This is a genomic window from Pantoea sp. UBA5035 (assembly GCF_002415245.1).
Lineage (GTDB): Bacteria > Pseudomonadota > Gammaproteobacteria > Enterobacterales > Enterobacteriaceae > Pantoea > Pantoea septica.
In genome coordinates, this window is record NZ_DICD01000025.1 from 23,205 (window position 1) to 48,312 (window position 25,108).

General features: G+C 59.8%; 24 protein-coding genes. 4 read left to right on the forward strand and 20 right to left on the reverse strand.

Features of this window, described 5'->3' with window-relative positions:
- Positions 1 to 62 precede the first annotated feature (62 nt).
- The gene (gene glyA, locus B3229_RS15905) at positions 63 to 1,316 is read right to left on the reverse strand and encodes a serine hydroxymethyltransferase (RefSeq protein ID WP_286872342.1); all 1,254 of its coding nucleotides are present in this window, start codon (positions 1,314 to 1,316) and stop codon (positions 63 to 65) included.
- Positions 1,317 to 1,647: 331 nt separating this feature from the next.
- Between glyA and hmpA the strand changes: the two genes are divergently transcribed.
- Positions 1,648 to 2,832 carry an NO-inducible flavohemoprotein gene (gene hmpA / locus B3229_RS15910; protein WP_286872345.1) on the forward strand — a complete coding sequence of 395 codons (1,185 nt, stop codon included), beginning with the start codon at positions 1,648 to 1,650 and terminating at the stop codon, positions 2,830 to 2,832.
- Between the two features lie 193 nt (positions 2,833 to 3,025).
- On the opposite strand, the gene glnB is transcribed toward hmpA, so the two are convergent.
- From glnB to purL, 6 genes are all read right to left on the reverse strand, one after another.
- On the reverse strand, positions 3,026 to 3,364 hold the full coding sequence (gene glnB / locus B3229_RS15915) for a nitrogen regulatory protein P-II (protein WP_033753971.1): 339 nt from the start codon (positions 3,362 to 3,364) through the stop codon (positions 3,026 to 3,028).
- Positions 3,365 to 3,512: 148 nt separating this feature from the next.
- A complete protein-coding gene (gene glrR / locus B3229_RS15920; RefSeq protein WP_048783997.1) occupies positions 3,513 to 4,847 on the reverse strand; it encodes a two-component system response regulator GlrR in 1,335 nt (444 codons plus the stop codon).
- On the reverse strand, positions 4,847 to 5,515 hold the full coding sequence (qseG, locus tag B3229_RS15925; protein WP_286872350.1) for a two-component system QseEF-associated lipoprotein QseG: 669 nt from the start codon (positions 5,513 to 5,515) through the stop codon (positions 4,847 to 4,849). Before qseG ends, glrR begins: the two co-directional genes overlap by 1 nt.
- Before the next feature lie 3 nt (positions 5,516 to 5,518).
- On the reverse strand, positions 5,519 to 6,946 hold the full coding sequence (locus B3229_RS15930; RefSeq protein ID WP_286872352.1) for a sensor histidine kinase: 1,428 nt from the start codon (positions 6,944 to 6,946) through the stop codon (positions 5,519 to 5,521).
- Between the two features lie 349 nt (positions 6,947 to 7,295).
- Positions 7,296 to 7,475 (reverse strand): hypothetical protein, encoded by a 180-nt coding sequence (locus tag B3229_RS15935; RefSeq protein WP_048784002.1) that lies wholly within the window; start codon positions 7,473 to 7,475, stop codon positions 7,296 to 7,298.
- Positions 7,476 to 7,509: 34 nt separating this feature from the next.
- Positions 7,510 to 11,400 carry a phosphoribosylformylglycinamidine synthase gene (gene purL / locus B3229_RS15940; RefSeq protein WP_286872354.1) on the reverse strand — a complete coding sequence of 1,297 codons (3,891 nt, stop codon included), beginning with the start codon at positions 11,398 to 11,400 and terminating at the stop codon, positions 7,510 to 7,512.
- 265 nt (positions 11,401 to 11,665) lie between these two features.
- Here purL and mltF point away from each other — a divergent pair, with 265 nt between their 5' ends.
- Positions 11,666 to 13,123, forward strand: a complete 1,458-nt coding sequence (mltF, locus tag B3229_RS15945) for a membrane-bound lytic murein transglycosylase MltF (RefSeq protein ID WP_048786748.1) — start codon at positions 11,666 to 11,668, stop codon at positions 13,121 to 13,123.
- A 31-nt stretch (positions 13,124 to 13,154) separates the two neighbouring features.
- Here the strand turns inward: mltF and tadA are convergent, their stop codons facing one another.
- Both tadA and yfhb read right to left on the reverse strand, forming a co-directional pair.
- Positions 13,155 to 13,652 (reverse strand): tRNA adenosine(34) deaminase TadA, encoded by a 498-nt coding sequence (tadA, locus tag B3229_RS15950; RefSeq protein WP_075203262.1) that lies wholly within the window; start codon positions 13,650 to 13,652, stop codon positions 13,155 to 13,157.
- Positions 13,653 to 13,722: 70 nt separating this feature from the next.
- Positions 13,723 to 14,361 (reverse strand): phosphatidylglycerophosphatase C, encoded by a 639-nt coding sequence (gene yfhb / locus B3229_RS15955; protein ID WP_033753991.1) that lies wholly within the window; start codon positions 14,359 to 14,361, stop codon positions 13,723 to 13,725.
- A gap of 170 nt (positions 14,362 to 14,531) precedes the next feature.
- Here yfhb and B3229_RS15960 point away from each other — a divergent pair, with 170 nt between their 5' ends.
- Positions 14,532 to 15,371 carry a MurR/RpiR family transcriptional regulator gene (locus B3229_RS15960; protein ID WP_033753994.1) on the forward strand — a complete coding sequence of 280 codons (840 nt, stop codon included), beginning with the start codon at positions 14,532 to 14,534 and terminating at the stop codon, positions 15,369 to 15,371.
- Positions 15,372 to 15,421: 50 nt separating this feature from the next.
- Positions 15,422 to 15,670 (forward strand): YfhL family 4Fe-4S dicluster ferredoxin, encoded by a 249-nt coding sequence (locus B3229_RS15965; protein ID WP_286872361.1) that lies wholly within the window; start codon positions 15,422 to 15,424, stop codon positions 15,668 to 15,670.
- On the opposite strand, the gene acpS is transcribed toward B3229_RS15965, so the two are convergent.
- The 11 genes from acpS to rpoE form a co-directional block, all read right to left on the reverse strand.
- A complete protein-coding gene (gene acpS, locus B3229_RS15970) occupies positions 15,667 to 16,047 on the reverse strand; it encodes a holo-ACP synthase (protein WP_033754000.1) in 381 nt (126 codons plus the stop codon). The two genes, B3229_RS15965 and acpS, sit on opposite strands and share 4 nt — an antisense overlap.
- Positions 16,047 to 16,778: a pyridoxine 5'-phosphate synthase gene (gene pdxJ / locus B3229_RS15975; RefSeq protein ID WP_286872364.1), complete on the reverse strand. Its 732-nt coding sequence runs from the start codon at positions 16,776 to 16,778 to the stop codon at positions 16,047 to 16,049. Before pdxJ ends, acpS begins: the two co-directional genes overlap by 1 nt.
- Before the next feature lie 66 nt (positions 16,779 to 16,844).
- On the reverse strand, positions 16,845 to 17,573 hold the full coding sequence (gene recO / locus B3229_RS15980) for a DNA repair protein RecO (protein WP_033754006.1): 729 nt from the start codon (positions 17,571 to 17,573) through the stop codon (positions 16,845 to 16,847).
- Positions 17,574 to 17,577: 4 nt separating this feature from the next.
- Positions 17,578 to 18,483: a GTPase Era gene (era, locus tag B3229_RS15985; protein WP_033791871.1), complete on the reverse strand. Its 906-nt coding sequence runs from the start codon at positions 18,481 to 18,483 to the stop codon at positions 17,578 to 17,580.
- A gap of 45 nt (positions 18,484 to 18,528) precedes the next feature.
- Complete coding sequence (rnc, locus tag B3229_RS15990; RefSeq protein ID WP_033754012.1) at positions 18,529 to 19,209, reverse strand: ribonuclease III; 681 nt, start codon at positions 19,207 to 19,209, stop codon at positions 18,529 to 18,531.
- A gap of 133 nt (positions 19,210 to 19,342) precedes the next feature.
- On the reverse strand, positions 19,343 to 20,317 hold the full coding sequence (gene lepB / locus B3229_RS15995; RefSeq protein WP_033754015.1) for a signal peptidase I: 975 nt from the start codon (positions 20,315 to 20,317) through the stop codon (positions 19,343 to 19,345).
- A gap of 9 nt (positions 20,318 to 20,326) precedes the next feature.
- A complete protein-coding gene (gene lepA / locus B3229_RS16000; protein WP_033754017.1) occupies positions 20,327 to 22,126 on the reverse strand; it encodes a translation elongation factor 4 in 1,800 nt (599 codons plus the stop codon).
- A 217-nt stretch (positions 22,127 to 22,343) separates the two neighbouring features.
- The gene (rseC, locus tag B3229_RS16005; protein WP_033754020.1) at positions 22,344 to 22,808 is read right to left on the reverse strand and encodes a SoxR-reducing system protein RseC; all 465 of its coding nucleotides are present in this window, start codon (positions 22,806 to 22,808) and stop codon (positions 22,344 to 22,346) included.
- Positions 22,805 to 23,761, reverse strand: coding sequence for a sigma-E factor regulatory protein RseB (gene rseB, locus B3229_RS16010; RefSeq protein WP_033754023.1), 957 nt, complete (start codon positions 23,759 to 23,761; stop codon positions 22,805 to 22,807). Before rseB ends, rseC begins: the two co-directional genes overlap by 4 nt.
- Complete coding sequence (gene rseA / locus B3229_RS16015; protein ID WP_048786755.1) at positions 23,761 to 24,414, reverse strand: anti-sigma-E factor RseA; 654 nt, start codon at positions 24,412 to 24,414, stop codon at positions 23,761 to 23,763. Before rseA ends, rseB begins: the two co-directional genes overlap by 1 nt.
- A 27-nt stretch (positions 24,415 to 24,441) precedes the next feature.
- Positions 24,442 to 25,020 (reverse strand): RNA polymerase sigma factor RpoE, encoded by a 579-nt coding sequence (gene rpoE, locus B3229_RS16020; protein ID WP_010617748.1) that lies wholly within the window; start codon positions 25,018 to 25,020, stop codon positions 24,442 to 24,444.
- Positions 25,021 to 25,108: the final 88 nt, after the last annotated feature.

Here is a 25,108-nt window from a genome sequence, read left to right on the forward strand (position 1 = left end):
AAAAACGGCAATAAAAAAGGATGGCCGAAGCCATCCTTAATCACGATCGCGCAGGCGTACGCTTACGCGTAAACCGGCAGACGCGAGCAGACTTCCAGCACTTTCTGTTTGGTGCGTTCGATAGTCGCTTCGTCGTTGACGTTATCCAGCACGTCGGCGATCCAGCCAGCCAGCTCGCGGACTTCCGCTTCTTTAAAGCCGCGACGGGTCACGGCAGGCGTACCGATACGCACGCCAGAGGTGACGAACGGGCTTTTCGGATCGTTCGGCACGCTGTTTTTATTAACGGTGATGTTGGCGCGGCCCAAGGCGGCGTCCGCCTCTTTGCCGGTCATGTTCTTGCTCACCAGATCGATCAGGAACAGGTGGTTATGGGTGCCGCCAGACACGATGTCGTAGCCGCGCGCAATCAGCACTTCCACCATCGCTTTGGCGTTTTTCGCGACCTGCTGCTGGTACGCTTTGAACTCCGGCTCCATCGCCTCTTTAAACGCCACCGCTTTACCGGCGATAACGTGCATCAGCGGACCGCCCTGCCCGCCCGGGAAGACGGCAGAGTTAAGTTTCTTGTAGAGATCTTCGTCGCCGCCTTTCGCCAGGATCAGGCCGCCGCGCGGACCCGCCAGGGTTTTATGGGTGGTCGAGGTGACGATATGCGCATGCGGCACCGGGTTCGGATAGACGTCAGCGGCGATCAGGCCAGCCACGTGCGCCATATCAACGAACAGGTAAGCGCCGACGCTGTCAGCGATTTCACGCATTTTTGCCCAGTCGCAGACGCCGGAATAGGCGGAGAAGCCGCCGACGATCATTTTCGGCTGATGGGTTTTCGCCAGTTCCGCCAGCTCGTTGTAGTCGATTTTGCCGCTCTCATCGATGCCGTAAGGCACGACGTTGTAGAGTTTGCCGGAAAGGTTGACCGGCGAACCGTGAGTCAGGTGACCGCCGTGCGCCAGATTCATGCCCAGAATGGTGTCGCCCGGCTGCAGCAGCGCGGTATAGACGGCGAAGTTAGCCTGAGAGCCGGAATGCGGCTGCACGTTGGCGAAGTCGGCGCCAAACAGCGCTTTAGCGCGATCGATCGCCAGCTGCTCCACGATGTCGACAAATTCACAACCGCCGTAGTAGCGTTTTCCCGGATACCCTTCCGCGTATTTATTGGTGAGCTGCGAACCTTGCGCCTGCATTACACGTGGGCTGGTGTAGTTTTCAGAAGCAATCAGTTCAATGTGCTCTTCCTGACGCACTTTCTCTTGCTCCATCGCCTGCCACAATTCGGCATCATAATCGGCAATGTTCATTTCACGCTTTAACATCCGCATCTCCTGACTCAGCTAACTTTTTAACGGCGGTTTAGGCTCCCTTAAGGAGCAAAGGCCAACAGTGTAAACCGTTTTGCCAGGTGACGGTAGCGCCAATTCCGCTTTGCACGCAAACGATTGGCTTGCCGCTGGCAAAGGTTTTTTACGCTTTTCCATACGGCATGCTCTTCACGATTTTTCATCAGGTTGTGACGTAGATTTTTTCAATTTGTACCCAAACCTTGCCAGCGCGATGGCCCATTTTCGCAGCGGGTTATTTACAACTTCAGGGATGCGATTATAACATGTATTTAAAATACAACTTTACGCAGCCTGAGGTATTCCCATGCTTGACGCACAAACCATCGCTACCGTGAAATCCACGCTTCCCGCCGTCGCCGCCGTAGGACCGAAGCTTACCGCTCACTTCTACGACCGCATGCTGTCGCAGCATCCTGAACTCAAAAACGTCTTCAATATGAATAATCAGCGCAATGGCAACCAGCGCGAAGCGCTGTTCAACGCCATCTGCGCCTATGGCGCGAATCTCGATAACCTGGCGGCGCTGCTGCCCGCCGTTGAAAAGATCGCGCAGAAGCACGCCAGCCTGGCGATCAAGCCGGAACAGTACGCCATTGTCGGCGAGAACCTGCTGGCAACCATTGGAGAGCTGCTAAATCCAGGCGATGAGGTGCTGGCGGCATGGGGCCGCGCTTACGGCGTGCTGGCCGATGTCTTTATCCAGCGCGAAGAGGCGATTTATCAGGAAACCGAGCAGCAGGCAGGCGGCTGGCGCGGCACGCGCCCCTTCCGCATCGCCGCTATCGAAGCGCAAAGTTCCGTTATCAAGAGCTTTACTCTGACCCCGGTCGACGGCGGCGCGGTTGCGGCGTTTAAACCAGGCCAGTATCTCACCGTGCATCTGCATCCCGCCGAGTTTGAGTTTCAGCAAAATCGCCAGTATTCGCTGACCCACACCAGCAACGGCAAAAGCTACCGCATTGCGGTGAAGCGCGACGCGCAAGGCACCGTCTCCGGCTGGCTGCATGAAAAAGCGCAGGTCGGTGATGTGCTGGAGCTGACCGCGCCGCACGGCGATGTATTTATGGAAGTCGGTACGGAGACGCCGGTAACGCTGATCTCTGCAGGCGTCGGCGTAACGCCGACGCTGGCGATGCTGCACGCGCTGGCCGAACAGCAGCATGCCGCGCCGGTCACCTGGCTGCATGCAGCGGAAAACGGCGCGCAGCACGCCTTTGCGGAAGAAGTGGCCGAGACGGGCGCCCGCCTGCGCGACTTTGAGAAACGCGTCTGGTATCGCGTGCCGGAGGCGGCCGACGCCGGCCGTTTTGATGCCGAAGGCGTGATGGATTTGGCTGCCGAATCCGCGCGATTACAGGATGCGCGCACGCAGTTCTGGCTGTGCGGTCCGATCGGCTTTATGCAGTTTATCGCCGGACAGCTGCGCGACGCGGGCGTCGACGCCTCACGCATCCACTATGAAGTGTTTGGCCCGCATAAGGGGCTTTGATGCCGCTTCTGGAACCGACTACAGACGGCACATAATGCCTGGTAGCAGGTGGTATGGACCGGAGAGCAAAGCGTCCCGCGCCATGGAAGGCGCGGGCCGAGCTGGCAAGGATGCCGTATTTTGCGTCTTTGCGATCGGGCTATATCACCTGCGCTGGCACTTAGTTACAGACAAAGCCCGCATGTTTCCGGCGTTAAATCGCCTCTTCGTCCTCTTCGCCGGTACGAATACGCACCACGCGCGATACGTCGAAAACAAAAATCTTACCGTCGCCGATTTTACCGGTCTGGGCGGTTTTCATAATGGTTTCCACGCAGGTGTCGACGATGTCGTCGCCTACGACCATTTCAATTTTCACTTTCGGCAGAAAATCGACCATATATTCCGCGCCGCGATAGAGCTCAGTATGCCCTTTCTGACGGCCAAAACCTTTCACTTCAGAGACCGTCATCCCGGTGATGCCGACTTCGGCTAAGGCTTCGCGCACATCGTCGAGTTTGAATGGTTTGATAATCGCATCAATCTTTTTCATGTCAGACCCTTTTCTCACTCCCTCCGTGGCCGGATGGGGTGCTGTAAGTATAGACCCGCAGCCGCAGGCTACAGGCGTGTTGCCCGCAACGCATCCCGGCCGCCGGGGCATTCGTCAACGCTCTCAGGCGCTTCATCGCGCCAGAAAGCTACTCTTTAAAATCGCTGGCGTCCAGTTCATGTCGGGACAGCAGCTTATAAAACTCGGTGCGATTGCGCCCGGCCAGCCGGGCGGCATTGGTGACATTGCCTTTGGTCATCTGCAACAGCTTACGCAGATAGTTCAGCTCAAACTGGTTTCGCGCCTCGACAAAGGTCGGCAATACGCTGTTTTCTCCGCTCAGCGCCTGCTCGACCAGCGCATCGCTGATCACCGGCGACGAGGTAAGCGCGACGCACTGCTCGATCACGTTTACCAGCTGACGCACGTTGCCCGGCCAGCTTGCCGTCATCAGCCGTTTCATCGCATCAACGGAAAAGCTGCGTACAAAGGGTTTATGCCGATCCGCTGCCTGACGCAGCAGATGGCCAGCGAGCAGCGGAATATCTTCGGTGCGCTCGTGCAGCGCCGGCAGCTTAAGATTGACCACGTTAAGGCGGTAAAAGAGATCCTCACGGAACTCTTTCTTCTCCATCGCCTTCGGCAAGTCTCGATGAGTGGCGGAGATAATGCGCACGTTAATGTCGATATCGTGATTGCTGCCGAGCGGACGGATTTTGCGCTCCTGCAGCACGCGCAGCAGCTTCACCTGCAGCGACGGCGGCATATCGCCGATTTCGTCCAGAAACAGCGTGCCTCCTTCCGCCGCCTGAAAGAGTCCTTCGCGCGCGCTTACCGCGCCGGTAAAGGCGCCACGGGCGTGACCGAACAGCTCCGACTCCAGCAGCTGCTCCGGCAGCGCGCCGCAGTTAATGGCGACAAAAGGTTTGCCCGCGCGCGGGCTGGCGGCGTGGATCGCCTGCGCCAGCACCTCTTTGCCGCTGCCGCTCTGGCCGTTAATTAAGACGCTAACGTCGGACTGCGCCACCATGCGCGCCTGCTCCAGCAGCCGCAGCATAATCGGGCTGCGGGTGACGATCGCCTCGCGCCAGCGGTCGTCGCTGGCCGGCGCGCGCTGCGCCAGCGCATCGTCAATCGCTTTATAGAGCGCGTCGCGGTCTACCGGCTTGGTGAGGAAGCTGAATACCCCCTGCTGCGTGGCGGAGACGGCGTCGGGGATCGAGCCGTGCGCGGTGAGGATAATCACCGGCAGGCTGGGGTTACGCTTCTGGATTTCGCCGAACAGCGCCAGCCCGTCCATCTCATCCATACGCAAATCGCTGATGACGAGATCGATCTGCTCTTTCTGCAGCAGGCGCAGCGCTTCCGGCCCGCTGGCGGCGGTGGTGACCTGGTAACCTTCGCTGCTGAGGCGCATCCCCAGCAGCTTTAACAGGCTGGGATCGTCATCCACCAGCAGCAGACGTGCGGATTGTCTGGCCATTAAGGCTCCTCATGTGGCGAGGTTTCCGGCGCATGGCCGCTTTCGGTGACGTCTGGCGCTTTGCGCGAAGAGAGCTGACGTTCAATATCCGTCAGGCGCTCAAGCTTATGCTGCGTGTCGTTAAGGATCTGGCGCATTTGCGTCTGCTGCTGACGTAGCGCGTCGAGCTGCGCATCGCTGCTCTGCTGCAAATGCGCGAAGCGCGTGCGCGTTTCGCTGAGATCGAGCTGTGCGACCTGATTGCCGCGCCACAGCTGAATCAGCGGACGTACCGCGCCGGGAAAGCGGCTGCTGTACGCATCCAGCGCGTCGACGTAATCGCGGCGTTCCAGCGGCGTGACGTTGCCATTAGCCATCAGGATGCCGTTTTTAAAGGCGCGCGCCCAGCCTTCTACCGGCCAGCGATGCGCTTCGGCGCGCGCTTCTGCGGGCGACAGACGCTCGGCGCAGTCGATGGCGCGCAGCCAGTAGAGCGGATTCCCCGTTGCCGTCGCGCTTTCGTTGCGCCAGACGCTGGCGCAGTCGGTCGCCAGGTAATCGGGAAGCCTGACCTCAGGCTCGGCGACGACGGCGTCGCGATGCGCGGACGAAGCGGCCGGGGAGGCGCTGCAGCCGCTGAGCGAAAGGCTCAGCAGCGCGGTAAAAAGTGAGGCGAAGACGATATTCATCTGTCAGTGATTCCCGGCTGTGTGATTCAGTACGATACGAAAACAAACGTCGGCATCTTTGCTGTCGATCAGCAGCAGATCCCCCTGCATGCGGCGCAGACAGTCTTTGGCGATGCTCAGTCCTAACCCGCTGCCTTTAACCGGCCCTTTACGCTGCAGACTCCCCTGGAAAAAGGGTTCGAAGATCATTTCCCGTTCTTTAGCGGGAATCGGCGTGCCGCTGTTGGCGACCTCTATCCAGACCTTGTCGCCGTGCAGCTGGCTGCGCAGCCAGATGCTACCGGATTCGCCGCCATAGTTCACGGCGTTAGAGTATAAGTTGTCGATGACGCGCATCAGCAGCACAGGCTCCGCCAGACAGCTTTTCACCTGAAGATCGCAGTGCACATGCATCAGCTTAGCGCGCGCCGGCAGCGCATGGGCGCTGACCACCATATCCACCAGCTCGCCGATATCCACCGTCTCCAGCGTCGTCGGCCCCTCTACCAGCTTGCGGTTGTAGTCGAGCAGCTGCTCAATCAGGCGCTGTAGATGGCGGCTGCTGGCATCCAGGATCGCCACGACCTCTTTCTGGTCGCCGTTCAGCGCGCCCACCACCTCGTCCGCCAGCAGCTCCGTACCCTCGCGCAGGCTGGCAAGCGGCGTCTTCAACTCGTGAGAGAGATGACGCAGGAACTCATGGCGCTGCGTCTCCAGCCACGCCAGCCGCTCGCTGAGCCAGACGATGCGCTGCCCCAGAGAGCGCAGCTCGCGCGGGCCGCGAAAAGCCACGGTCGCGCCCAGTTCGCGCCCTTCGCCGAGCCGGTTGATCATGCGTTCGACGCTTTTTACCGGCCCGATAATCATGCGGGTGAACAGCAGCACCAGCGCCAGGCTGACGATAAACAGGATAAGCGCCTGCCAGCCGAAAAACTGGCCGCGATCGGCGATTTCGCGCTGCAGCTGCAGCCCGCGCGCGAATACCACTTCACGCGTCTCCTGTACCAGCTGCGCGTTAACGGCGGAAAAGCGCTCCAGCGCCTGCGAGGCGGCGGCGGCCGGGTTGCCGTTATCGCACTTGAGTTCAGCCAGCTGCGGCAGCGTCGCGCGCAGCGTTTGAAACACCGCCAGCGCGGGCAGGCTGGAGATGTGAGAGTCGAGTATCTGACTGTAACGCGCGCGCTGGGTTTCATAGAGGCGCGCCAGGGTAACGTCGCCCAGCACGCAATATTGCCGGTAGCTGCGCTCCAGCTCCAGCGCGGTGCGCGCCATCGCTTCGCTGCGGCGCACGTCGGTGAAGGTGTTGCGGTTGGTGTCGGCGGCCTGATCGCTTAACGCCGACAAACTTTCCCATGCCTGCCAGGCCAGCACCAGCAGCGGCAGCAGCACCAGCAAAAACGCCATCAGCACCAGCTGGCGCAACGATCGGGGAAATAAACGCCATCTTCTCACGCGGTCGCTTCCTGTAATAAACGCTGTGAGAATGCTAGCGAAGTCCGTCGGTGGAAGATAGAGCGGAAATGAAAACGGCAGGCCTTTCGGCCTGCCGTGAGAGCGACGCCGCAGCATCGCCTGGAAATAAGGTGGAGCCTAACTCAACGTTGCGCCCGATGCTTGATAACGTTGCAGAGCAAACGATTATCGGTTGGTGGACGGCAGGCTCCGTTTGGTGCGTCATTCAGTTTTTATGAGCTCTGCCGCCGTAGCGGGGCAATCATAAACAGGAGAATGAGCCACACAGTAATATTAGCAAACTTCATGCCAAAAAAGAAATAACATTCTTTTTCATAGGGTTGCCAGGTTATTTCTCGCTGACGGACGCCTGACGCGCCGCCGCGCGCGCCCTTCTGTCGCTAAAACCCAACACATCGATACCCTGAATATTAATCACTGATTTATCATCAGGATAAATGTCTCCTTTTAGAGACATCAGAGAGTGGCAACTGTCGCCATTTGCCAACAGACATAAAAAAGGAGACATCGCTGTCTCCTTTTGTCTTGTCGCACTGGCGGGTTTAGCCCAGCTGTTTACGCGCGTTGCGGAAGATACGCATCCATGGGCTATCCTCGCCCCACTCCGCCGGATGCCAGGAGTTGCTTACCGTACGGAAAACGCGCTCCGGGTGCGGCATCATGATGGTCACGCGGCCGCTTTCGTTGGTCACCGCCGTAATGCCGTTAGGCGAGCCGTTCGGGTTAGCCGGGTAGGTTTCGGTCACCTTGCCGTAGTTATCGACAAAGCGCAGCGCAACCAGTCCTTTAGACTCCAGCGCCGCCAGATGCGCGCCGTCGCGCACTTCGACAAAGCCTTCGCCGTGAGAGACCGCAATCGGCATATGCGAGCCAGCCATGCCGTCCAGCAGCAGCGACGGGCTGGCGGCCACTTCCACCAGGCTAAAGCGCGCTTCGAAACGCTCCGACTGGTTACGCACGAAGCGCGGCCAGAGTTCGCTGCCCGGGATCAGCTCGCGCAGGTTCGACATCATCTGACAACCGTTGCACACGCCCAGCGCCAGCGTCTGAGGACGATGGAAGAAGTTTTCGAACGTATCGCGCACGCGGTTGTTGAACAGAATAGATTTCGCCCAGCCTTCGCCGGCGCCCAGCACGTCGCCGTAGGAGAAACCGCCGCACGCCACCAGCGCCTGGAACTCATCCAGACCGCGACGTCCTGCCAGCAGATCGCTCATATGCACGTCAACCGCCGTAAAGCCTGCGCGATGGAACGCCGCCGCCATTTCGACGTGGGAGTTAACGCCCTGCTCGCGCAGCACCGCGACGCGCGGACGCGCGCCGGTGGCGATCATCGGCGCGGCGACATCCTCTTCCGGATTAAAGGTCAGATGGACGTTGAGGCCAGGATCGTTGTCGTCTTTACGCGCTTCATGCTCTTGATCGGCGCAGATCGGGTTATCGCGCAGGCGCTGCATCTGCCAGCTGGTTTCGCCCCACCAGGTACGCAGCGTGGTGCGACTTTCGCTGTAGACCGCGCTGTCGCCGGAGCGAATCACAAAGCGGTCACCGCGCTGCGCGCTGCCGATCACATGACTGCACGCTGCGAGCCCCTGCTCCGCCAGCATCTTTTCCACTGCCGCGCGATCTTCGGCCTTGATCTGAATCACCGCGCCCAGCTCTTCGGTAAAGAGCGCGGCCAGCGCGTCGCTGCCCAGCGCGGCGATATCGATCTCGACGCCGCAGTGGCCGGTAAAGGCCATTTCCGCCAGCGTGACCAGCAGGCCGCCGTCTGAACGATCGTGGTAAGCCAGCAGCTTCTGCTGCGCCACCAGCGCCTGAATCGCGTTAAAGAAGCCCGCCAGCTGCTGCGCGTCGCGCACGTCGGCCGGCTTGTCGCCCAGCTGACGATAGACCTGCGAGAGCGCGGTGGCGCCAAGCGTGTTCGCGCCGTTGCCGAGATCGATCAGCAGCAGCAGGTTTTCGCCGTCCGCCTGCAGCTCTGGCGTGACGGTGCGGCGCACATCTTCCACGCGGGCGAAAGCGGTGATCACCAGCGACAGCGGCGAAGTCATTTCGCGCTGCTCGATGCCTTCCTGCCAGCGGGTTTTCATCGACATCGAGTCTTTGCCCACCGGAATCGTAATGCCAAGCGCAGGACAGAGCGCTTCGCCTACCGCCTTGACCGCTTCGTAGAGGCCGGCATCTTCGCCAGGGTGGCCTGCCGCCGCCATCCAGTTCGCGGAGAGCTTCACGCGCTTGAGATCGCCAATCTGCGTCGCTGCCAGGTTGGTCAGCGCTTCCCCCACGGCCAGACGGCCGGAGGCGGCGAAATCGAGCAGCGCAACCGGCGCGCGCTCGCCCAGCGCAAAGGCCTCGCCGTGATAGCTATCGAGGCTGGCGGTGGTGACCGCGCAGTTCGCCACCGGAATCTGCCACGGACCAACCATCTGGTCGCGCGCCACCATGCCGGTGACGGTACGGTCGCCGATGGTGACGAGGAAGGTTTTCTCCGCCACGGTCGGCAGGTGCAGCACGCGTTTTACCGCGTCGCTAAGGGTAATACCGTCGCGCAGCAGCGGCTCGCCTTTGGCCTGCTGTGTCACCACGTCGCGCGTCATCTTCGGCGTTTTGCCCAGCAGCACGTCCAGCGGCATATCGATAGGGGTGTTGTCGAAGTGGCTGTCGCTCAGGCTCAGGTGCTGCTCTTCGGTCGCTTCGCCGATCACGGCGTAAGGCGCGCGCTCGCGCTGGCAGAGCGCATCGAACTGCGCCAGCTTCTCCGGCGCCACCGCCAGTACGTAACGCTCCTGCGACTCGTTGCACCATACTTCCAGCGGGCTCATGCCCGGCTCATCGTTCAGGATGTCGCGCAGGTTGAAACGGCCGCCGCGGCCGCCGTCGCTCACCAGCTCCGGCATGGCGTTGGAGAGGCCGCCCGCGCCCACGTCGTGAATAAACAGAATCGGGTTCTCTTCACCCATCTGCCAGCAGCGGTCAATCACCTCCTGACAGCGGCGTTCCATTTCCGGGTTGTCGCGCTGTACGGAAGCGAAATCGAGATCGGCATCGGACTGGCCTGACGCCATAGACGAGGCCGCGCCGCCGCCCAGACCGATATTCATCGCCGGGCCGCCCAGCACGATCAGTTTCGCGCCCAGGGTAATCTCGCCTTTCTGCACGTGATCGGCGCGGATGTTGCCGATGCCGCCCGCCAGCATGATCGGCTTATGGTAGCCGCGCAGCTCGACGCCGTTATGGCTGTTGACCCGCTCTTCATAGGTGCGGAAATAGCCGTTCAGCGCCGGACGTCCGAATTCGTTATTAAACGCCGCGCCGCCCAGCGGGCCTTCGGTCATGATGTCCAGCGCGCTGACGATGCGGTCCGGCTTGCCGAAATCCTCTTCCCAGGGCTGCTCAAAACCGGGAATACGCAGGTTCGACACCGAGAAGCCCACCAGGCCAGCTTTCGGCTTCGCGCCGCGTCCGGTGGCGCCTTCGTCGCGGATCTCGCCGCCGGAGCCGGTCGCCGCGCCAGGCCACGGCGAGATCGCCGTAGGATGGTTATGGGTTTCTACCTTCATCAGGATATGCGCCGCCTCCTGATGGTACTCATACTCGCCTTTTTGCGCGTCGGCGTAAAAGCGTCCCACTTCCGAGCCTTCCATTACCGCCGCGTTGTCTTTATAGGCTGACAGCACGTGGTCCGGCGTGGTCTCGAAAGTGTTTTTAATCATTTTAAACAGCGATTTCGGCTGTTTTTCGCCGTCGATAATCCAGTCGGCGTTGAAAATTTTATGACGGCAGTGCTCAGAGTTGGCCTGCGCGAACATATAGAGTTCGATGTCGTTGGGGTTGCGCCCGAGGCGCTGGAAAGCCGCCAGCAGATAGTCGATTTCGTCGTCCGCCAGCGCCAGCCCCAGCGTGCGGTTCGCCTCTTCCAGCGCGTGACGGCCATTATTCAGCACGTCAACGCTTTTCAGCGGCTGCGGCTCGTGGTGCGCGAACAGCGCTTCCGCCTGCGACAGATCGCTGAAAACCGTCTCCATCATGCGATCGTGCAGCAGCGCCTGAAGCGTCTGCCACTGCGCGTCGGTGAGCTGCGGCGCCTGCACATAGAAGGCCAGACCGCGCTCCAGGCGGCGCACCTGCGGCAGATCGCAGTTGTGCGCGATATCGGTCGCTTTGGAAGACCAGGGCGAGATGGTGCCGGGACGCGGCGTCACCAGCAGCAGGCGGCCTTGCGGCGCGTGTTCGGCGAGAGAAGGACCGTATTTCAGCAGGCGCTGCAGGCGCGCTTTTTCATCAGCGTTCAGCGGTGCGCTGACATCGGCAAAATGGACGTACTCGGCGTAAATGTCACTCACCGGCAGGTGAGCGTCCTGAAAGCGGGTCAGCAGTTTGTTTACACGAAATGCCGACAGGGCGGGCGAACCACGCAGAATTTCCATCATTTAATCTCTCGTCAGAGCGCCGTGCGACGCTTCAAGGGGCACAACAGCAGAAAACGGGCGGTATTATAGAGAAACACCCCGCTCGACGAAACCGTTTGCGCATAATTTCTCTGCCTGCGGAATTGCCTGAATTTTGCGCAAAACCTGCTTTATAAGTTGCTCTACGCTGCCGAGTTGCGCAAAATGCCCCTCGCTCTGGGAGTTCAAAAAAGATCAATACTGCCTTTAAAAGACAGAGGCCTTAGAGCCAGCGAGAGACAACTATTTGAAACGCCTAAAATTAAACTATCTGCTGATCGGTCTCGTCACCCTGCTGCTGGCGATGGCGTTATGGCCATCGATCCCGTGGTACGGCAACGGACAGGATGCGATTTCGCAGATAAAATCACGGGGAGTGCTGCGTATCAGTACCATCAATTCCCCGCTGACTTACTACACCATCAATAAAGCTCCCGCCGGCATGGATTACGAGCTGGCGAAGCGCTTTGCCGACTATCTGGGCGTTAAGCTCAAGGTCACGGTGCGCCCAAACCTTAGCGATCTGTTTGACGATCTCGACGACGGCAAAGCGGACCTGCTGGCGGCGGGCCTGATTTACAACGATGAAAGGCTGGCGCGCTATAAAACCGGGCCGAGCTACTACTCCGTGTCCCAGCAGCTGGTCTATCGCGTCGATAAGCCGCGCCCGAAGAATCTCGGCGATCTTAAAGGTGAGCTCAGGGTCGCTTCCGGCTCCGCCTATCTGTCGTCGCTGAAAACGGCGCGCGATAAGCAGTATCCCGATCTCAACTGGGTGATCTCCACCGATCAGGGGCCGAAAGCGCTGCTGGAGGCGGTCGCCGACGGCAAGCTCGACTACACCATCGGCGATTCCGTCACTATCGCCCTGCTGCAGCGCATCCATCCGCAGCTGGCGGTGGCGTTCGACGTCACGGATGAAGAACCGGTCACCTGGTATGTGCCGCATAACGACGACAGCAGCCTGAACGCCGCGATGCTCGACTTCTTTAACTCAATGGGTGAAGAAGGCGTGATGGCGCGCCTGGAGGAGAAGTATCTCGGCCACGTCGGCACTTTCGACTATGTCGATACCCGCACCTTCCTGCGCGCCATCGACGTGACGCTGCCGGAGATTAAACCGCTGTTTGAGAAGTATGCGGCCAGTATCGACTGGCGGCTGCTGGCGGCGATCTCCTATCAGGAGTCGCACTGGAATCCGCTGGCGACCTCCCCGACCGGCGTGCGCGGCATGATGATGCTGACGCGCAATACCGCCGACAGCCTGAACGTCGAGGATCGTACCGACACCGAGCAGAGCATTCGCGGCGGCAGCCTCTATCTACAGCGCATGATGGAAAAGGTGCCCGCCACCATTCCCGAAGATGAGCGCATCTGGTTCGCGCTGGCGGCCTACAACATGGGCTACGCCCATATGCTGGATGCGCGTAAGCTTACGGCGAAACAGGGCGGCAATCCCGACAGCTGGGCCGACGTCAAGCTGCGGCTGCCGATGCTGAGCCAGAAACGCTACTATGCGCAGACCACCTACGGCTACGCGCGCGGTCACGAAGCCTATAACTACGTTGAGAACATCCGTAAGTATCAGCTGAGTCTGGTGGGATATTTGCAGGAGCAGGAAAAGCGCCTGGCCCAGCAAGCGGCGCAAGAGGCAGAGCTGGGCAGCGGCTATCCGGCGGTGGCGCCGGAAATCGCCATGAATTAGGCAACGAGTGAAGCGCGACGTCGACGCCGCGTTAGTCCGTTCCGCGCTGCGCCTGACGCAGCGCTTTTTTTTGCTCGCGCCGCATGCGGAAAAAGTCGCTCAGCATCGCCGCGCACTCCTCCGCCAGCACGCCGCTCTGTAGCGTTACCTGATGATTCATGCCGGGATGGCCGAGCACGTCCATCAGCGAGCCCGCCGCGCCGGTTTTCTCATCGCTGGCGCCGTAGACCAGCCGCGCGATGCGGCTGTGCACCATCGCGCCGGCGCACATTACACAGGGCTCCAGCGTCACGTAGAGCGTGGTATCCAGCAGGCGATAGTTCTCCAGCACTTTGCCGCCCTGACGCAGCGCCATCATTTCGGCGTGCGCGGTCGGATCGTGCTGACCGATGGGCCGGTTCCACCCTTCGCCGATAACGCGATCGCCCTGCACCAGCACCGCGCCGACCGGCACCTCGCCCTGTTCCCAGGCGATGCGCGCCAGCCGCAGCGCATGGCGCATCCAGTATTCGTCTTGAGATTGATTCACGCAGGCTCACTCCCGGCAGCAGCAAAGCGGCGCATTATAGCGATCCCGCGCGCAGAATCGAAGATGCAACCTACTCCAGCTGCTGAAGTTCGCCGCGCGGCGTGACGCGCCAGCGGTGCTGGCAGAAAAAGAGCAGCGGGTTATCCTGCTTACTGTCGCTGTAGCCGCTATAGAGCTGTAGCGGCGTGCCGATCTGCTCTTCGAGCTGGACCACCTTTTCATGGCCGAGGCAGCGCATAGCCAGTACGCGACCGCCGAAGCCGCGCCGCATCTGGCTGGCGATCAGTTTGACGCGCGGCAAAAACGCCGAGTCAAAGTAGACCTGCTCCACCAGCGGCTGCGGCGAGCCGGTAATCAGCCAGACGTCGGCATCATCGCTGCCCAGATAGTCGGTCAGGCGCTGCTGCACCACCGGAAATGCGGTTACCCGCTGGCGAAACCACTGCGCAAAGGCCGCTTCGCGCCGCAGCAGCGTGCGCTCCGAGCGGCCAAAGGTAATCGACCAGAGCAGCAGGCTCATCGGCCAGCGCGCCGCGCGCCCTTTAATCAGCAGCCCTAGCCCGACCACCGGCAACAGCGGTACCACCAGCAGCAAATTGAGCGGCTGACGCCAGAGCAAATAGCGCATAAAGGTGCCGAACATATCCTGCTGATGCAATGTGCCGTCCAGATCGAAAAACACTACGCGACGTTGTGTACCCTTGGTCAAAAAACGCTCCTTTCTGATTTGTTCGCCCTGTGTTTCCTTATTGTAGCCATCAACCGCGGCAGCGGCGAAGAGGGCTATTTTTAATTCCAGTGGCTACAATGCCAGATGAATAGTTTATTCTTCAGCAGAGAAAGGCATCTTACGGCAGGCTACTTAAACGAGGACCAGGCATGAGTTCATTGCTGCGCATTCGTCAGCTCTATCCGCGTCTGGCGCTAAACGAGCGTCGGCTGGCGGACTTTCTGTTGTCACAGCCGGATCGGGCACGCCATCTCAGCTCGCAGAAGCTGGCTGAAGAGTCGGGCGTTAGCCAGTCGAGCGTGGTGAAATTCGCGCAGAAACTGGGCTATAAGGGGTTTCCGGCGCTTAAGCTGGCGCTGAGCGAATCGCTGGCAGATCGCGACGCCATTACCGTGCATAACCATATTCTCAGCGACGACTCGCTGAAAACCGTGGGCGAGAAGCTGCTGACCGAGAAGCTCTCCGCGATTCGCGCCACGCTCGATATCAATAGCGAAGAGAAGCTGAACGCGACGCTGCACCTGCTGAAAAACGCCCAGCGCATCGTGCTGGTGGGCATCGGCGCTTCGGGACTGGTGGCGAAGGACTTTTCCTGGAAGCTGATGAAGATCGGCATTAATGCGGTGGCGGAGCAGGATATGCACGCGCTGCTCTCCAGCGTGCAGGCGATGCGTCCCGGCGACGTGCTGCTGGCGATCTCCTATACCGGCGAGCGTAAAGAGATCAACCTGGCGGCGCAGGAAGCCGCGCAGATTGGCGCGTACGTACTGGCTTTTACTGGCTTTACGCCCAACAGCCTGCAGCAGACCGCGACCCACTGTCTCTATACCGTAGCGGAAGAACAGAGCACGCGCAGCGCCGCCATTTCGTCGACCACGGCGCAGCTGGCGCTGACCGATCTGCTGTTTATGGCGCTGGTGCAGAACGATCCAGAGCGCGCCGCCAGCCATATCCGTCACAGCGAAGCGCTGGTGAAAAAGCTGAACTAGGCGGCGAACGCGAGTATAATGGCGCCGTTTTTAGCTAATCAGGTGAAATCATGGCGCTGCTGATTACCGCCAAATGCATTAACTGCGATATGTGCGAACCCGAATGCCCTAACCAGGCCATTACGCTCGGCGCGGAGATCTATGAGATCGACGCCAGCCGCTGCACCGAGTGCGTCGGGCACTACGATGCGCCGACCTGCCAGAGCGTCTGCCCTATCGATAACACCATTATTATCGATCCACAGCACATCGAATCGCGCGATGCGCTGTGGGAGAAGTTCGTGCTGCTGCACCACTAGTTTTCGATAATCACCGTTGCGCAGGCGTAGTGACGCTCATCCGCCAGCGTGACGTGAACCTGCCGGACGCCCAGCTTTTCCGCCACTTCGCTGGCGTGATTGAAAAAGCGCAGTCCGGGCTTGCCCAGCTCATCGTTATAAACTTCAAACTGATTGAACGCCAGACCGCCGCGAATGCCGGTGCCGAAGGCCTTGGCCGCCGCTTCCTTGACGGCGAAGCGCTTAGCCAGAAAGCGCACCGGCTGCTGATGCCGCTGATATTGCTGCCACTCGGCTTCGCTCAGCACACGCCGCGCCAGGCGGTCGCCGGAGCGCTCAATCACGCCAGCGATACGCTCGATTTCGACGATGTCGGTGCCCAGTCCGAGAATAGCCATTAGCGACGCGCTTCCCGCATCAGCAGCTTCATCTCTTTTACCGCGTCAGCCAGGCCGCTGAAGAGCGCGCGGCCAATAATGGCGTGGCCGATATTCAGCTCGTGCATCTCCGGCAGCGCGGCGATCGGCTGGACGTTGTGGTAGGTCAGACCGTGGCCGGCGTTGACCTTGAGGCCCAGGCTGGCGGCAAAGGTGGCGGCGTGACGGATGCGCGCCAGCTCGGCATCGCGCGGCAATCCTTCCGGCGCCTCGGCGTAGGCGCCGGTATGAATTTCGATATAGGGCGCGCCGCTGGCGACCGCCGCCTCAATCTGGCGATGGTCGGGATCGATAAACAGCGAAACCTGAATGCCCGCGTCGCTCAGCTGCTTCACCGCGGCGTTGATTTTTTCCTGCTGGCCCGCCACGTCGAGGCCGCCTTCGGTGGTCACCTCTTCGCGCTTCTCCGGCACCAGACAGACGAAGTGCGGCTGGATATCGCAGGCGATGCCCACCATCTCGTCGGTAACCGCCATCTCCAGGTTCATGCGCGTCTGGATGGTGTCGCGCAGAATACGCACGTCGCGATCGGTGATATGGCGGCGATCTTCGCGCAGATGCACGGTGATGCCTTCCGCGCCCGCCTGCTCGGCGACGAAAGCCGCCTGAACCGGATCGGGATAGTGGGTGCCGCGCGCGTTACGTACCGTGGCGATATGATCGATGTTGACCCCTAACAGCAACTCAGCCATGACAATCCTCAGGTTAACTATGTCGAAAAATCAGAGTGTACCGCGGCGCGCGGCGCAGGCACAGCGCTACGGGCTGGCGGCATCGGGCCGCTTTTTCGGCACGAACTGGCGAAACAGCTCGGTGCTCTTTAAGGGTTTGCCGCCCAGGTAGGGTTTCAGCGCGATGCGGGTAAAGCGCTTGGCGGCGCGCAGCGTGTCGGCATCGGGAAAATCGCGTTCCCACAGCGCGCGCAGCTGGCGGCCGGTGAAGCTGCGCTGACCGGCGACCAGACTGGCGATAAAGCCCTTCTCTTCGCGATAGCTGTAGGTCATGTTGTCGGCGACCGGCTCGCCGCTGCCGGCGCAGTGCAGAAAGTCGACGCCGTAGCCGAGATGGCCGAGCAGCGCCAGCTCGAAGCGGCGCAGCGCCGGCTCAGGCGAGCTGTTGGCCGCCGCCAGCGTCTGCAGACAGTTCAGGTAGTCAAAGAAGAGTTCTGAGAAGGGAAATTCCTGCTCCAGCACGCGCGACACCAGTTCGTTAACGTAGAGGCCGCAGTAGAGCGTAATGCCGCTGAGCGGCAGCGCCAGCGACACCGCTTCGGCTTTGGTCAGGGTTTTGACCTCGCCGCGCCCGGTCCAGCGCACCAGCAGCGGCGTGAAGGGCTGCAGCGTGCCTTTCAGCTGCGAGCGGCGCGCGCGCGCGCCTTTCGCCAGCACCCTGACGCGCCCGTGACTTTCGCTGAAGAGATCGAGCAGCAGGCTGGTTTCGCTGTAAGGGCGACTATGCAGCACAAAGGCGCGTTGCCAGCCTTCCATAGGATCAGAGGTCGTCTACGTAGCCCAGGCTGCGCAGCGCACGTTCGTCGTCGGCCCAGCCGGACTTCACTTTGACCCAGAGTTCGAGATGCACTTTGGCTTCGAACATCTCTTCCATGTCTTTACGCGCTTCAATGCCGATAGTTTTGATTTTGGCGCCTTTGTTGCCGATCACCATCTTCTTCTGCCCTTCGCGCTCGACGAGGATCAGGCCGTTGATATCGTAGCCGCCGCGATCGTTCGCCACGAACTGCTCGATTTCCACGGTTACGGAGTACGGCAGCTCGGCGCCGAGGAAGCGCATCAGCTTCTCGCGGATAATTTCCGACGCCATAAAGCGCTGCGAGCGGTCGGTGATGTAATCTTCCGGGAAGTGGTGGTCCGCCTGCGGCAGACGCTTGCGCACGATCGCCGCAATCGTATCAACGTTTTTTCCGCTTTCGGCGGAGATCGGCACGATGTCGAGGAAGTTCATCTGCTGGCTGAGGAACTGCAGATGCGGCAGCAGGATGCTTTTATCCTGAATGTTGTCCACTTTGTTGATGGCCAGCACTACCGGCACTTTGTTGTCGCGCAGCTTGTTGAGCACCATCTCGTCGTCCGGCGTCCAGCGCGTGCCTTCGACCACGAAGATCACCAGCTCGACGTCGCCGATAGAGCTGCTGGCCGCGCGGTTCATCAGGCGGTTAATGGCGCGCTTCTCTTCCATGTGCAGCCCGGGCGTGTCCACGTAGATGGCCTGGTATTCGCCTTCGGTGTGAATGCCCATAATGCGGTGACGCGTGGTTTGCGGCTTACGCGAGGTGATCGACACCTTCTGCCCCAGCAGCTGGTTCAGTAAGGTGGATTTGCCGACGTTGGGTCGGCCGACAATCGCGACAAAGCCGCAATAGGTATTCTGTTCGCTCATTCGAGTCCTGACTTTTTCAGCGCCTGTTCAGGCGCCGGGATGTTGCTATTCGAGACCAAGCTTAATTAGCGCCTGTTCGGCAGCAGCCTGTTCTGCTTTACGGCGGCTGGAGCCTACGCCCACCACCGGTTCAGCCATGCCACTCACCTGACAGTGAATGGTGAATTCCTGATCGTGGGCTTCGCCACGCACCTGCACCACCAGATAGGACGGCAGCGGCAGATGACGCCCCTGCAGATACTCCTGCAGGCGGGTTTTCGGATCTTTTTGCTTGTCGCCCGGGCTAATCTGCTCGAGGCGCGACTGATACCAGTCAAGGATCAGCTTTTCCACCGTCTGGATATTGCTGTCGAGGAAGATGCCGCCGATCAGCGCCTCCACCGTATCCGCAAGGATGGATTCACGGCGAAATCCGCCGCTTTTCAGTTCGCCCGGCCCCAAACGCAAACATTCGCCGAGGTCAAACTCTCGCGCCATCTCCGCCAGCGTGTTGCCACGCACCAGCGTCGCGCGCATGCGGCTCATATCGCCCTCGTCGACGCGAGGAAAGCGATGATAGAGCGCATTGGCGATCACATAGCTGAGAATGGAATCGCCAAGAAATTCGAGACGCTCGTTGTGCTTACTGCTGGCGCTGCGGTGCGTTAGCGCCTGTTGCAAGAGTTCCGGATGAGTAAAAGTGTAGCCCAGTTTGCGCTGAAGCTTATTAATGAGGATGGGGTTCATGCGATTCCAGTTCTTTTGTGCGTCTGTGACTCTGCATACGAAACAGGGCTGGCTTTCCAACGCATTCTGTTTAGTGTGCAGTGGCCCCCCGCAGGAGGCCAACCGTTTTGCCCGTTTATCCGGGCCAGATGACTCAGTGAATGCCGCCGATACGACTCAGGCGTACGCCCGTCGGCCACTGACCTTCCTGCTTATCGAAGCTCATCCAGATGGCGACCGCTTTGCCGACCAGATTGCGTTCCGGGACAAAGCCCCAGTAGCGGCTGTCGGCGCTGTTGTCGCGGTTATCGCCCATCATGAAATATTGCCCCTGCGGCACGATCCAGGTCGCCTGCGGCTGGCCCGGCTGCTGATAATACATGCTCGCCTGACTCTGCGCTTCGTTTACCAGCAAAATATCGTGCGTGACGTTGCCCAGCGTCTCTTTACGGGTACCGAGACGCAGTCCGCCGCGCATGGTTTCGCCCTGCGGCACCTGATAGAACCCGTTGCCCGCTTCATTGCCGTCAAAACCGCTGAAGGTCTGAATAAAGTCGCTCGGCTCTATATTGGTGTAGGTGATCGGCAGCGCGCTGGCGCAGCGCTGGCCGGCGGCGCAGTTCGGGCTAACGGTCAGGGTTTTGCTGTAGGGATCGAACACCACTTTGTCGCCCGGCAGGCCGATCACGCGCTTGATGTAGTCCAGGCTCGGATCTTTCGGGTATTTAAATACCGCGATATCGCCGCGCTGCGGATGACCGGTCGGGATCAGCGTCGTCTGGGTGATGGGATCTTTGATGCCGTAGGAAAACTTCTCCACCAGAATAAAATCGCCGATCAGCAGCGTCGGCATCATGGAGCCGGACGGGATCTGGAATGGCTCATAGATAAACGAGCGCACCACGAACACCACCAGCAGCACCGGGAAGACCGACGCGGCGGTCTCTACCCAGCCAGGCTGCCCGTTGACTTTCGCCAGCGTTTTCTCGTCGAGGGTATGACCGGCCGCAGCCTGCGCTTCCGCTCGTTTAGCCCGGCGCGCCGGCGCCCATTTAACGCGATCGATACACCAGATAATGCCGGTAATCAGCGTTGCTAGCGCCAGAACCAGGGCGAACATATTAGCCATTGGGGATCCTTATTTGCTGTCCTTGCCGACATGCAGAATAGCGAGGAAGGCTTCCTGCGGCAGCTCAACGTTGCCGACCTGCTTCATGCGCTTCTTGCCATCTTTCTGCTTCTGCAACAGTTTCTTCTTACGGCTGACGTCGCCGCCGTAGCATTTGGCCAGCACGTTTTTACGCAACTGCTTCACGGTTGAGCGAGCAATGATGTGGGTGCCGATCGCCGCCTGAATCGCAATGTCGAACTGCTGACGCGGGATGAGCTCTTTCATCTTCTCAACCAGCTCGCGGCCGCGATACTGCGAATTGTCGCGGTGGGTAATCAGCGCCAGCGCATCGACGCGCTCGGCGTTGATCAGCACGTCCACGCGCACCATGTCGGAAGCCTGGAAACGTTTAAAGTTGTAGTCCAGCGAGGCGTAACCGCGCGAGGTCGACTTCAGACGGTCGAAGAAGTCGAGCACCACTTCCGCCATCGGAATGTCATAGGTCAGCGCGACCTGGTTGCCGTGGTAGACCATGTTGGTCTGCACGCCGCGCTTCTCGATGCAGAGCGTGATGACGTTGCCCAGATACTCCTGCGGCAGCAGCATATGACACTCGGCGATCGGCTCGCGCAGCTCTTCGATATTGTTCAGCGGCGGCAGCTTAGAGGGGCTGTCGACGTAGACGATTTCGCCGCTGGTGGTCTCCACTTCGTACACCACGGTCGGCGCGGTGGTGATCAGATCGAGATCGTATTCGCGCTCCAGACGCTCCTGAATGATCTCCATATGCAGCAGACCCAGGAAGCCGCAGCGGAAGCCGAAGCCGAGCGCGGTAGAACTTTCCGGCTCATAAAACAGCGAGGCGTCGTTCAGGCTCAGCTTGCCGAGCGCGTCGCGGAAGGCTTCGTAGTCGTCAGAGCTAACCGGGAACAGGCCAGCATAGACCTGCGGCTTCACTTTTTTGAAGCCTGGCAGCGCTTTATCCGCCGGATTGCGCGACAGCGTCAGGGTATCGCCCACCGGCGCGCCAAGGATATCTTTGATGGCGCAGACCAGCCAGCCCACTTCGCCGCAGTTCAGCTGCGTGCGGTCAACCTGCTTCGGCGTGAAGATGCCGAGGCGATCGGCGTTGTACACCTGGCCGGTGCTCATCACTTTGACTTTGTCGCCTTTGCGCAGCGTGCCGTTTTTCACGCGGATCAGTGAGACCACGCCAAGGTAGTTATCGAACCAGGAGTCGATAATCAGCGCCTGCAGCGGGCCTTCCGGATCGCCTTCCGGCGGCGGAATATCGCGCACCAGACGCTCCAGCACTTCCGGCACGCCGACGCCGGTTTTCGCCGAACAGCGCACCGCATCGGTGGCGTCAATGCCGACGATATCTTCAATCTCCTGCGCCGCGCGTTCCGGATCGGCGGCAGGCAGATCGATTTTATTCAGTACCGGCACAACTTCCAGATCCATCTCAATCGCGGTGTAGCAGTTCGCCAGGGTCTGCGCTTCTACGCCCTGTCCTGCATCCACCACCAGCAGCGCGCCTTCGCAGGCCGCCAGCGAGCGCGACACTTCATAGGAGAAGTCGACGTGCCCTGGGGTATCGATGAAATTGAGCTGGTAAGTTTCGCCGTCGAGCGCTTTATAATCGAGCGTCACGCTCTGCGCTTTGATAGTAATGCCGCGCTCACGCTCCAGGTCCATCGAGTCGAGAACCTGCGCCGCCATCTCGCGATCGGTCAGGCCGCCACAGATTTGAATCAGGCGGTCAGAGAGCGTCGATTTACCATGGTCAATGTGCGCGATGATGGAGAAGTTTCTTATGTGCTTCATTTATATGAATATCTTCACGTAGAAAAACAGTTGAGAACCTGAGCACAGACACATTCAGGAAGATCGCTCTTTACCTACAATCCTGTCAGCCTCATTAATGACGACGCATATTACACTGTTAAGGCCGCGCATAAAAGAATGGAACGTTGCGGAATCACAACACTTTTTGGCGAGAAACAGGCGCTAAAAGGCCGCGATATACGCGGCCTGCAGAGGATTAGGCTTCGCTTTCCACCCGCAGGGCGTCAGGCGGAAGCGCCACGCTCAGAATGACGGGCTGAAAAGCGGCGCGATCGCCGACTTTCAGCGACACGCCTTTGGCGACGATAAAGCCGCCGATGCCGCCAAGCAGCGCGCCGCAGGCCGCCGCCAGATCGCTGTGAAATAGCGCCTGGAACAGGCCCGCCAGCAGAAACAGTCCAAACAGCGGCGTCATATAGACCAGCAGCGCCGAACCGAGCAGGCTGCTCTCTTTGATGCCGAGTTCGATGCGCTGACCGGGATGAAGCGGCGTCGCGCTGGCGATTTCCATCACGTGAGCGTCTTTCGGTCCCAGTTTGTTCAGCATGTGGCTGCCGCAGCCTTTACGCGCCGAGCAGCTGTTGCAGGAGGTTTTCGCCTCCGTATGCAGCGTGGCGATGCCGTCACGCCATGCCACCACCGTGGCCCACTCTCTCATCATCGTTGCGACCCCAAATCAATACTGTCCGCTATGCGTTTTGCCGTGGCAGGCGGCAGTTCGCCCACCACGGTGATTTCGCTATTATTGCGCACTTCGGTCTGCACCGTGCGACGTCCTGTGCGCAATGTCTGCGTGACGCTGCTTTTGTCGGCCGGAGTAATATTGATGGCGAAGCTGAACAGGCCGTCGCTGTACAGACGCGATTCAACGGTTTTATTCATCGCCGGAATATCGCGTCGGCTCTGCGACACCAGCTTCATGCCCGCCGGCACCCAGGCTGGCTGCCAGCTGAGCTTGACCTTCTCGCCTTCCGGCACCGAGAGCGACGGCGGCAGATTGGCCTTTTGCAGCCCCTGCATAAGATTGCGCACGCCTTCGTCGACCGCGAAGCTAATCACGCGGAACTGCTCCAGCGTTTCGCCGTCGCGATCCAGCAGATCGATGCGCAGCGGCAGTTTGGTGTCCACATCGAGCCACACCACATAGCTGTAGCGCGTGCCGTCGCGCGAGACGATACGGATCACCTCGCACAGCTGATCGGCAATGCGCGAACGCCCTACCGGGATAAAATCCCACGCGCTGGCGAGCTGAGTGAAATCAGCGAAGATAGGCGACGGCAAGGCGTCGATAATGTTTTGACCGGGCAGAGAGAAAGGATCGAGGCCGGGTTCGAAATAGCTGATATCGCCGCCGCGCTGAATGACCTCGCGGCGCGGGCCGTCCATCTGCAGCAGCTGCGCATAGACGCGATTATCGATCACCGCGTGACGATAACGCAGCGACTCGATGCCGATGCGCGAGACGTTGATATAAGCAAATTCGTAGTTGAGATTCTGGCTTGCCTGCTCCATCTGCTGTAACAACGCCCCGGACGCAGATGTCTGCGCCGGGGCGGTAGATGACCAAAGCAGGCTGCCTGCCAGCAGGCTAACGGCGCACCAAAGCTGCTTCATTACTGCTGTTGCGTACCTAAGGACTGGTTGCCGGGAACGTTCGCCTGCGCCTGCTGCGGCGCGTTGGTTTCGAACTGCAGACGATCGGAATGCAGACGGCGCTGCAGTTCGTAGTCCTGCAGCATCGCGTTAACGCGACGGCGCTGCTCCTGAACCTGCTGGCTGGAGCCGCTGGTGTCGAAGGCGTCAGACGGCACGCCCAGGCTGACCGGCGAAGCCTTGCCCATCATCGGCAGCGTATTGAACACCGGCGAATCAGACGGTTCTGCGGTGGTGCCGCTCGGCTGGTTGTAATGCTGTACGCCCACGATAACCGCCAGCGATACGCACGCCGCTACGCCGACCTGAGTCAGCTGCGCCGCCCAGGGACGCATTTTGCGCCAGAAAGGCATCTTCGCAACGCTGGCCGGTTCGGGCTGAGATTCGACGATCAGCGGCGTAACCTTACGGGCCGGCTCTTGTTCAAGGGCCGCCGCAACGCGCGCGGAGATATCGAAGTGCAGCACATCGCCTACATCACCGCGCATGGTGTCGCGGATAAGATGATAGCTAGTCCAGCGCTGTTGCAGCTCTGCATCCTGAGATAGTGCTGACAGCAGCGCGTTATCGAGCGCCTCGCCATCCATCAAAGCGGAAAGTTGTTCTTTCTGCATGCCTAAGTACCCTTCCAGTAGCCGTTATCACTGACGTTGGATAAGCGGTTGAACTTTATTATCAATGGCCTCTCGCGCACGGAAGATACGTGAACGCACCGTACCGACCGGGCAATCCATGATGGCGGCGATCTCTTCGTAGCTCAGTCCGTCCAGCTCCCTGAGCGTGATTGCCATACGCAAATCTTCAGGGAGTGCCTCAATGGTGCGAAAGACGATTTGTTTCAGTTCATCTGACAACATTAAGTTCTCAGGGTTCGAAATTTCTTTTAACGCGCCAGCACTTTCGAAATTTTCCGCATCGATCGCATCCACATCGCTGGATGGCGGGCGACGCCCCTGAGCAACCAGATAATTTTTTGCGGTATTGACCGCGATACGATAAAGCCAGGTATAGAACGCGCTGTCGCCGCGAAAGGATTCCAGCGCGCGATACGCTTTGATAAAGGACTCCTGCACGACATCAGGCACGTCCCCCGACGGGACGTAGCGGGAAACCAGGCTCGCCACTTTATGCTGGTAGCGAATAACCAGGAGGTTAAATGACTTCTGATCTCCCTTCTGCACCCGCTCTACGAGTACCTGATCCGTTAACTGCTCGCTCATCCGAGGTAATGTCTCCCCAAATACTTTTAAATGCGTAAAGGAACTGCCAGCACATCTTCATGGTTCTGAGCAAGCATGCGCTTAGAGT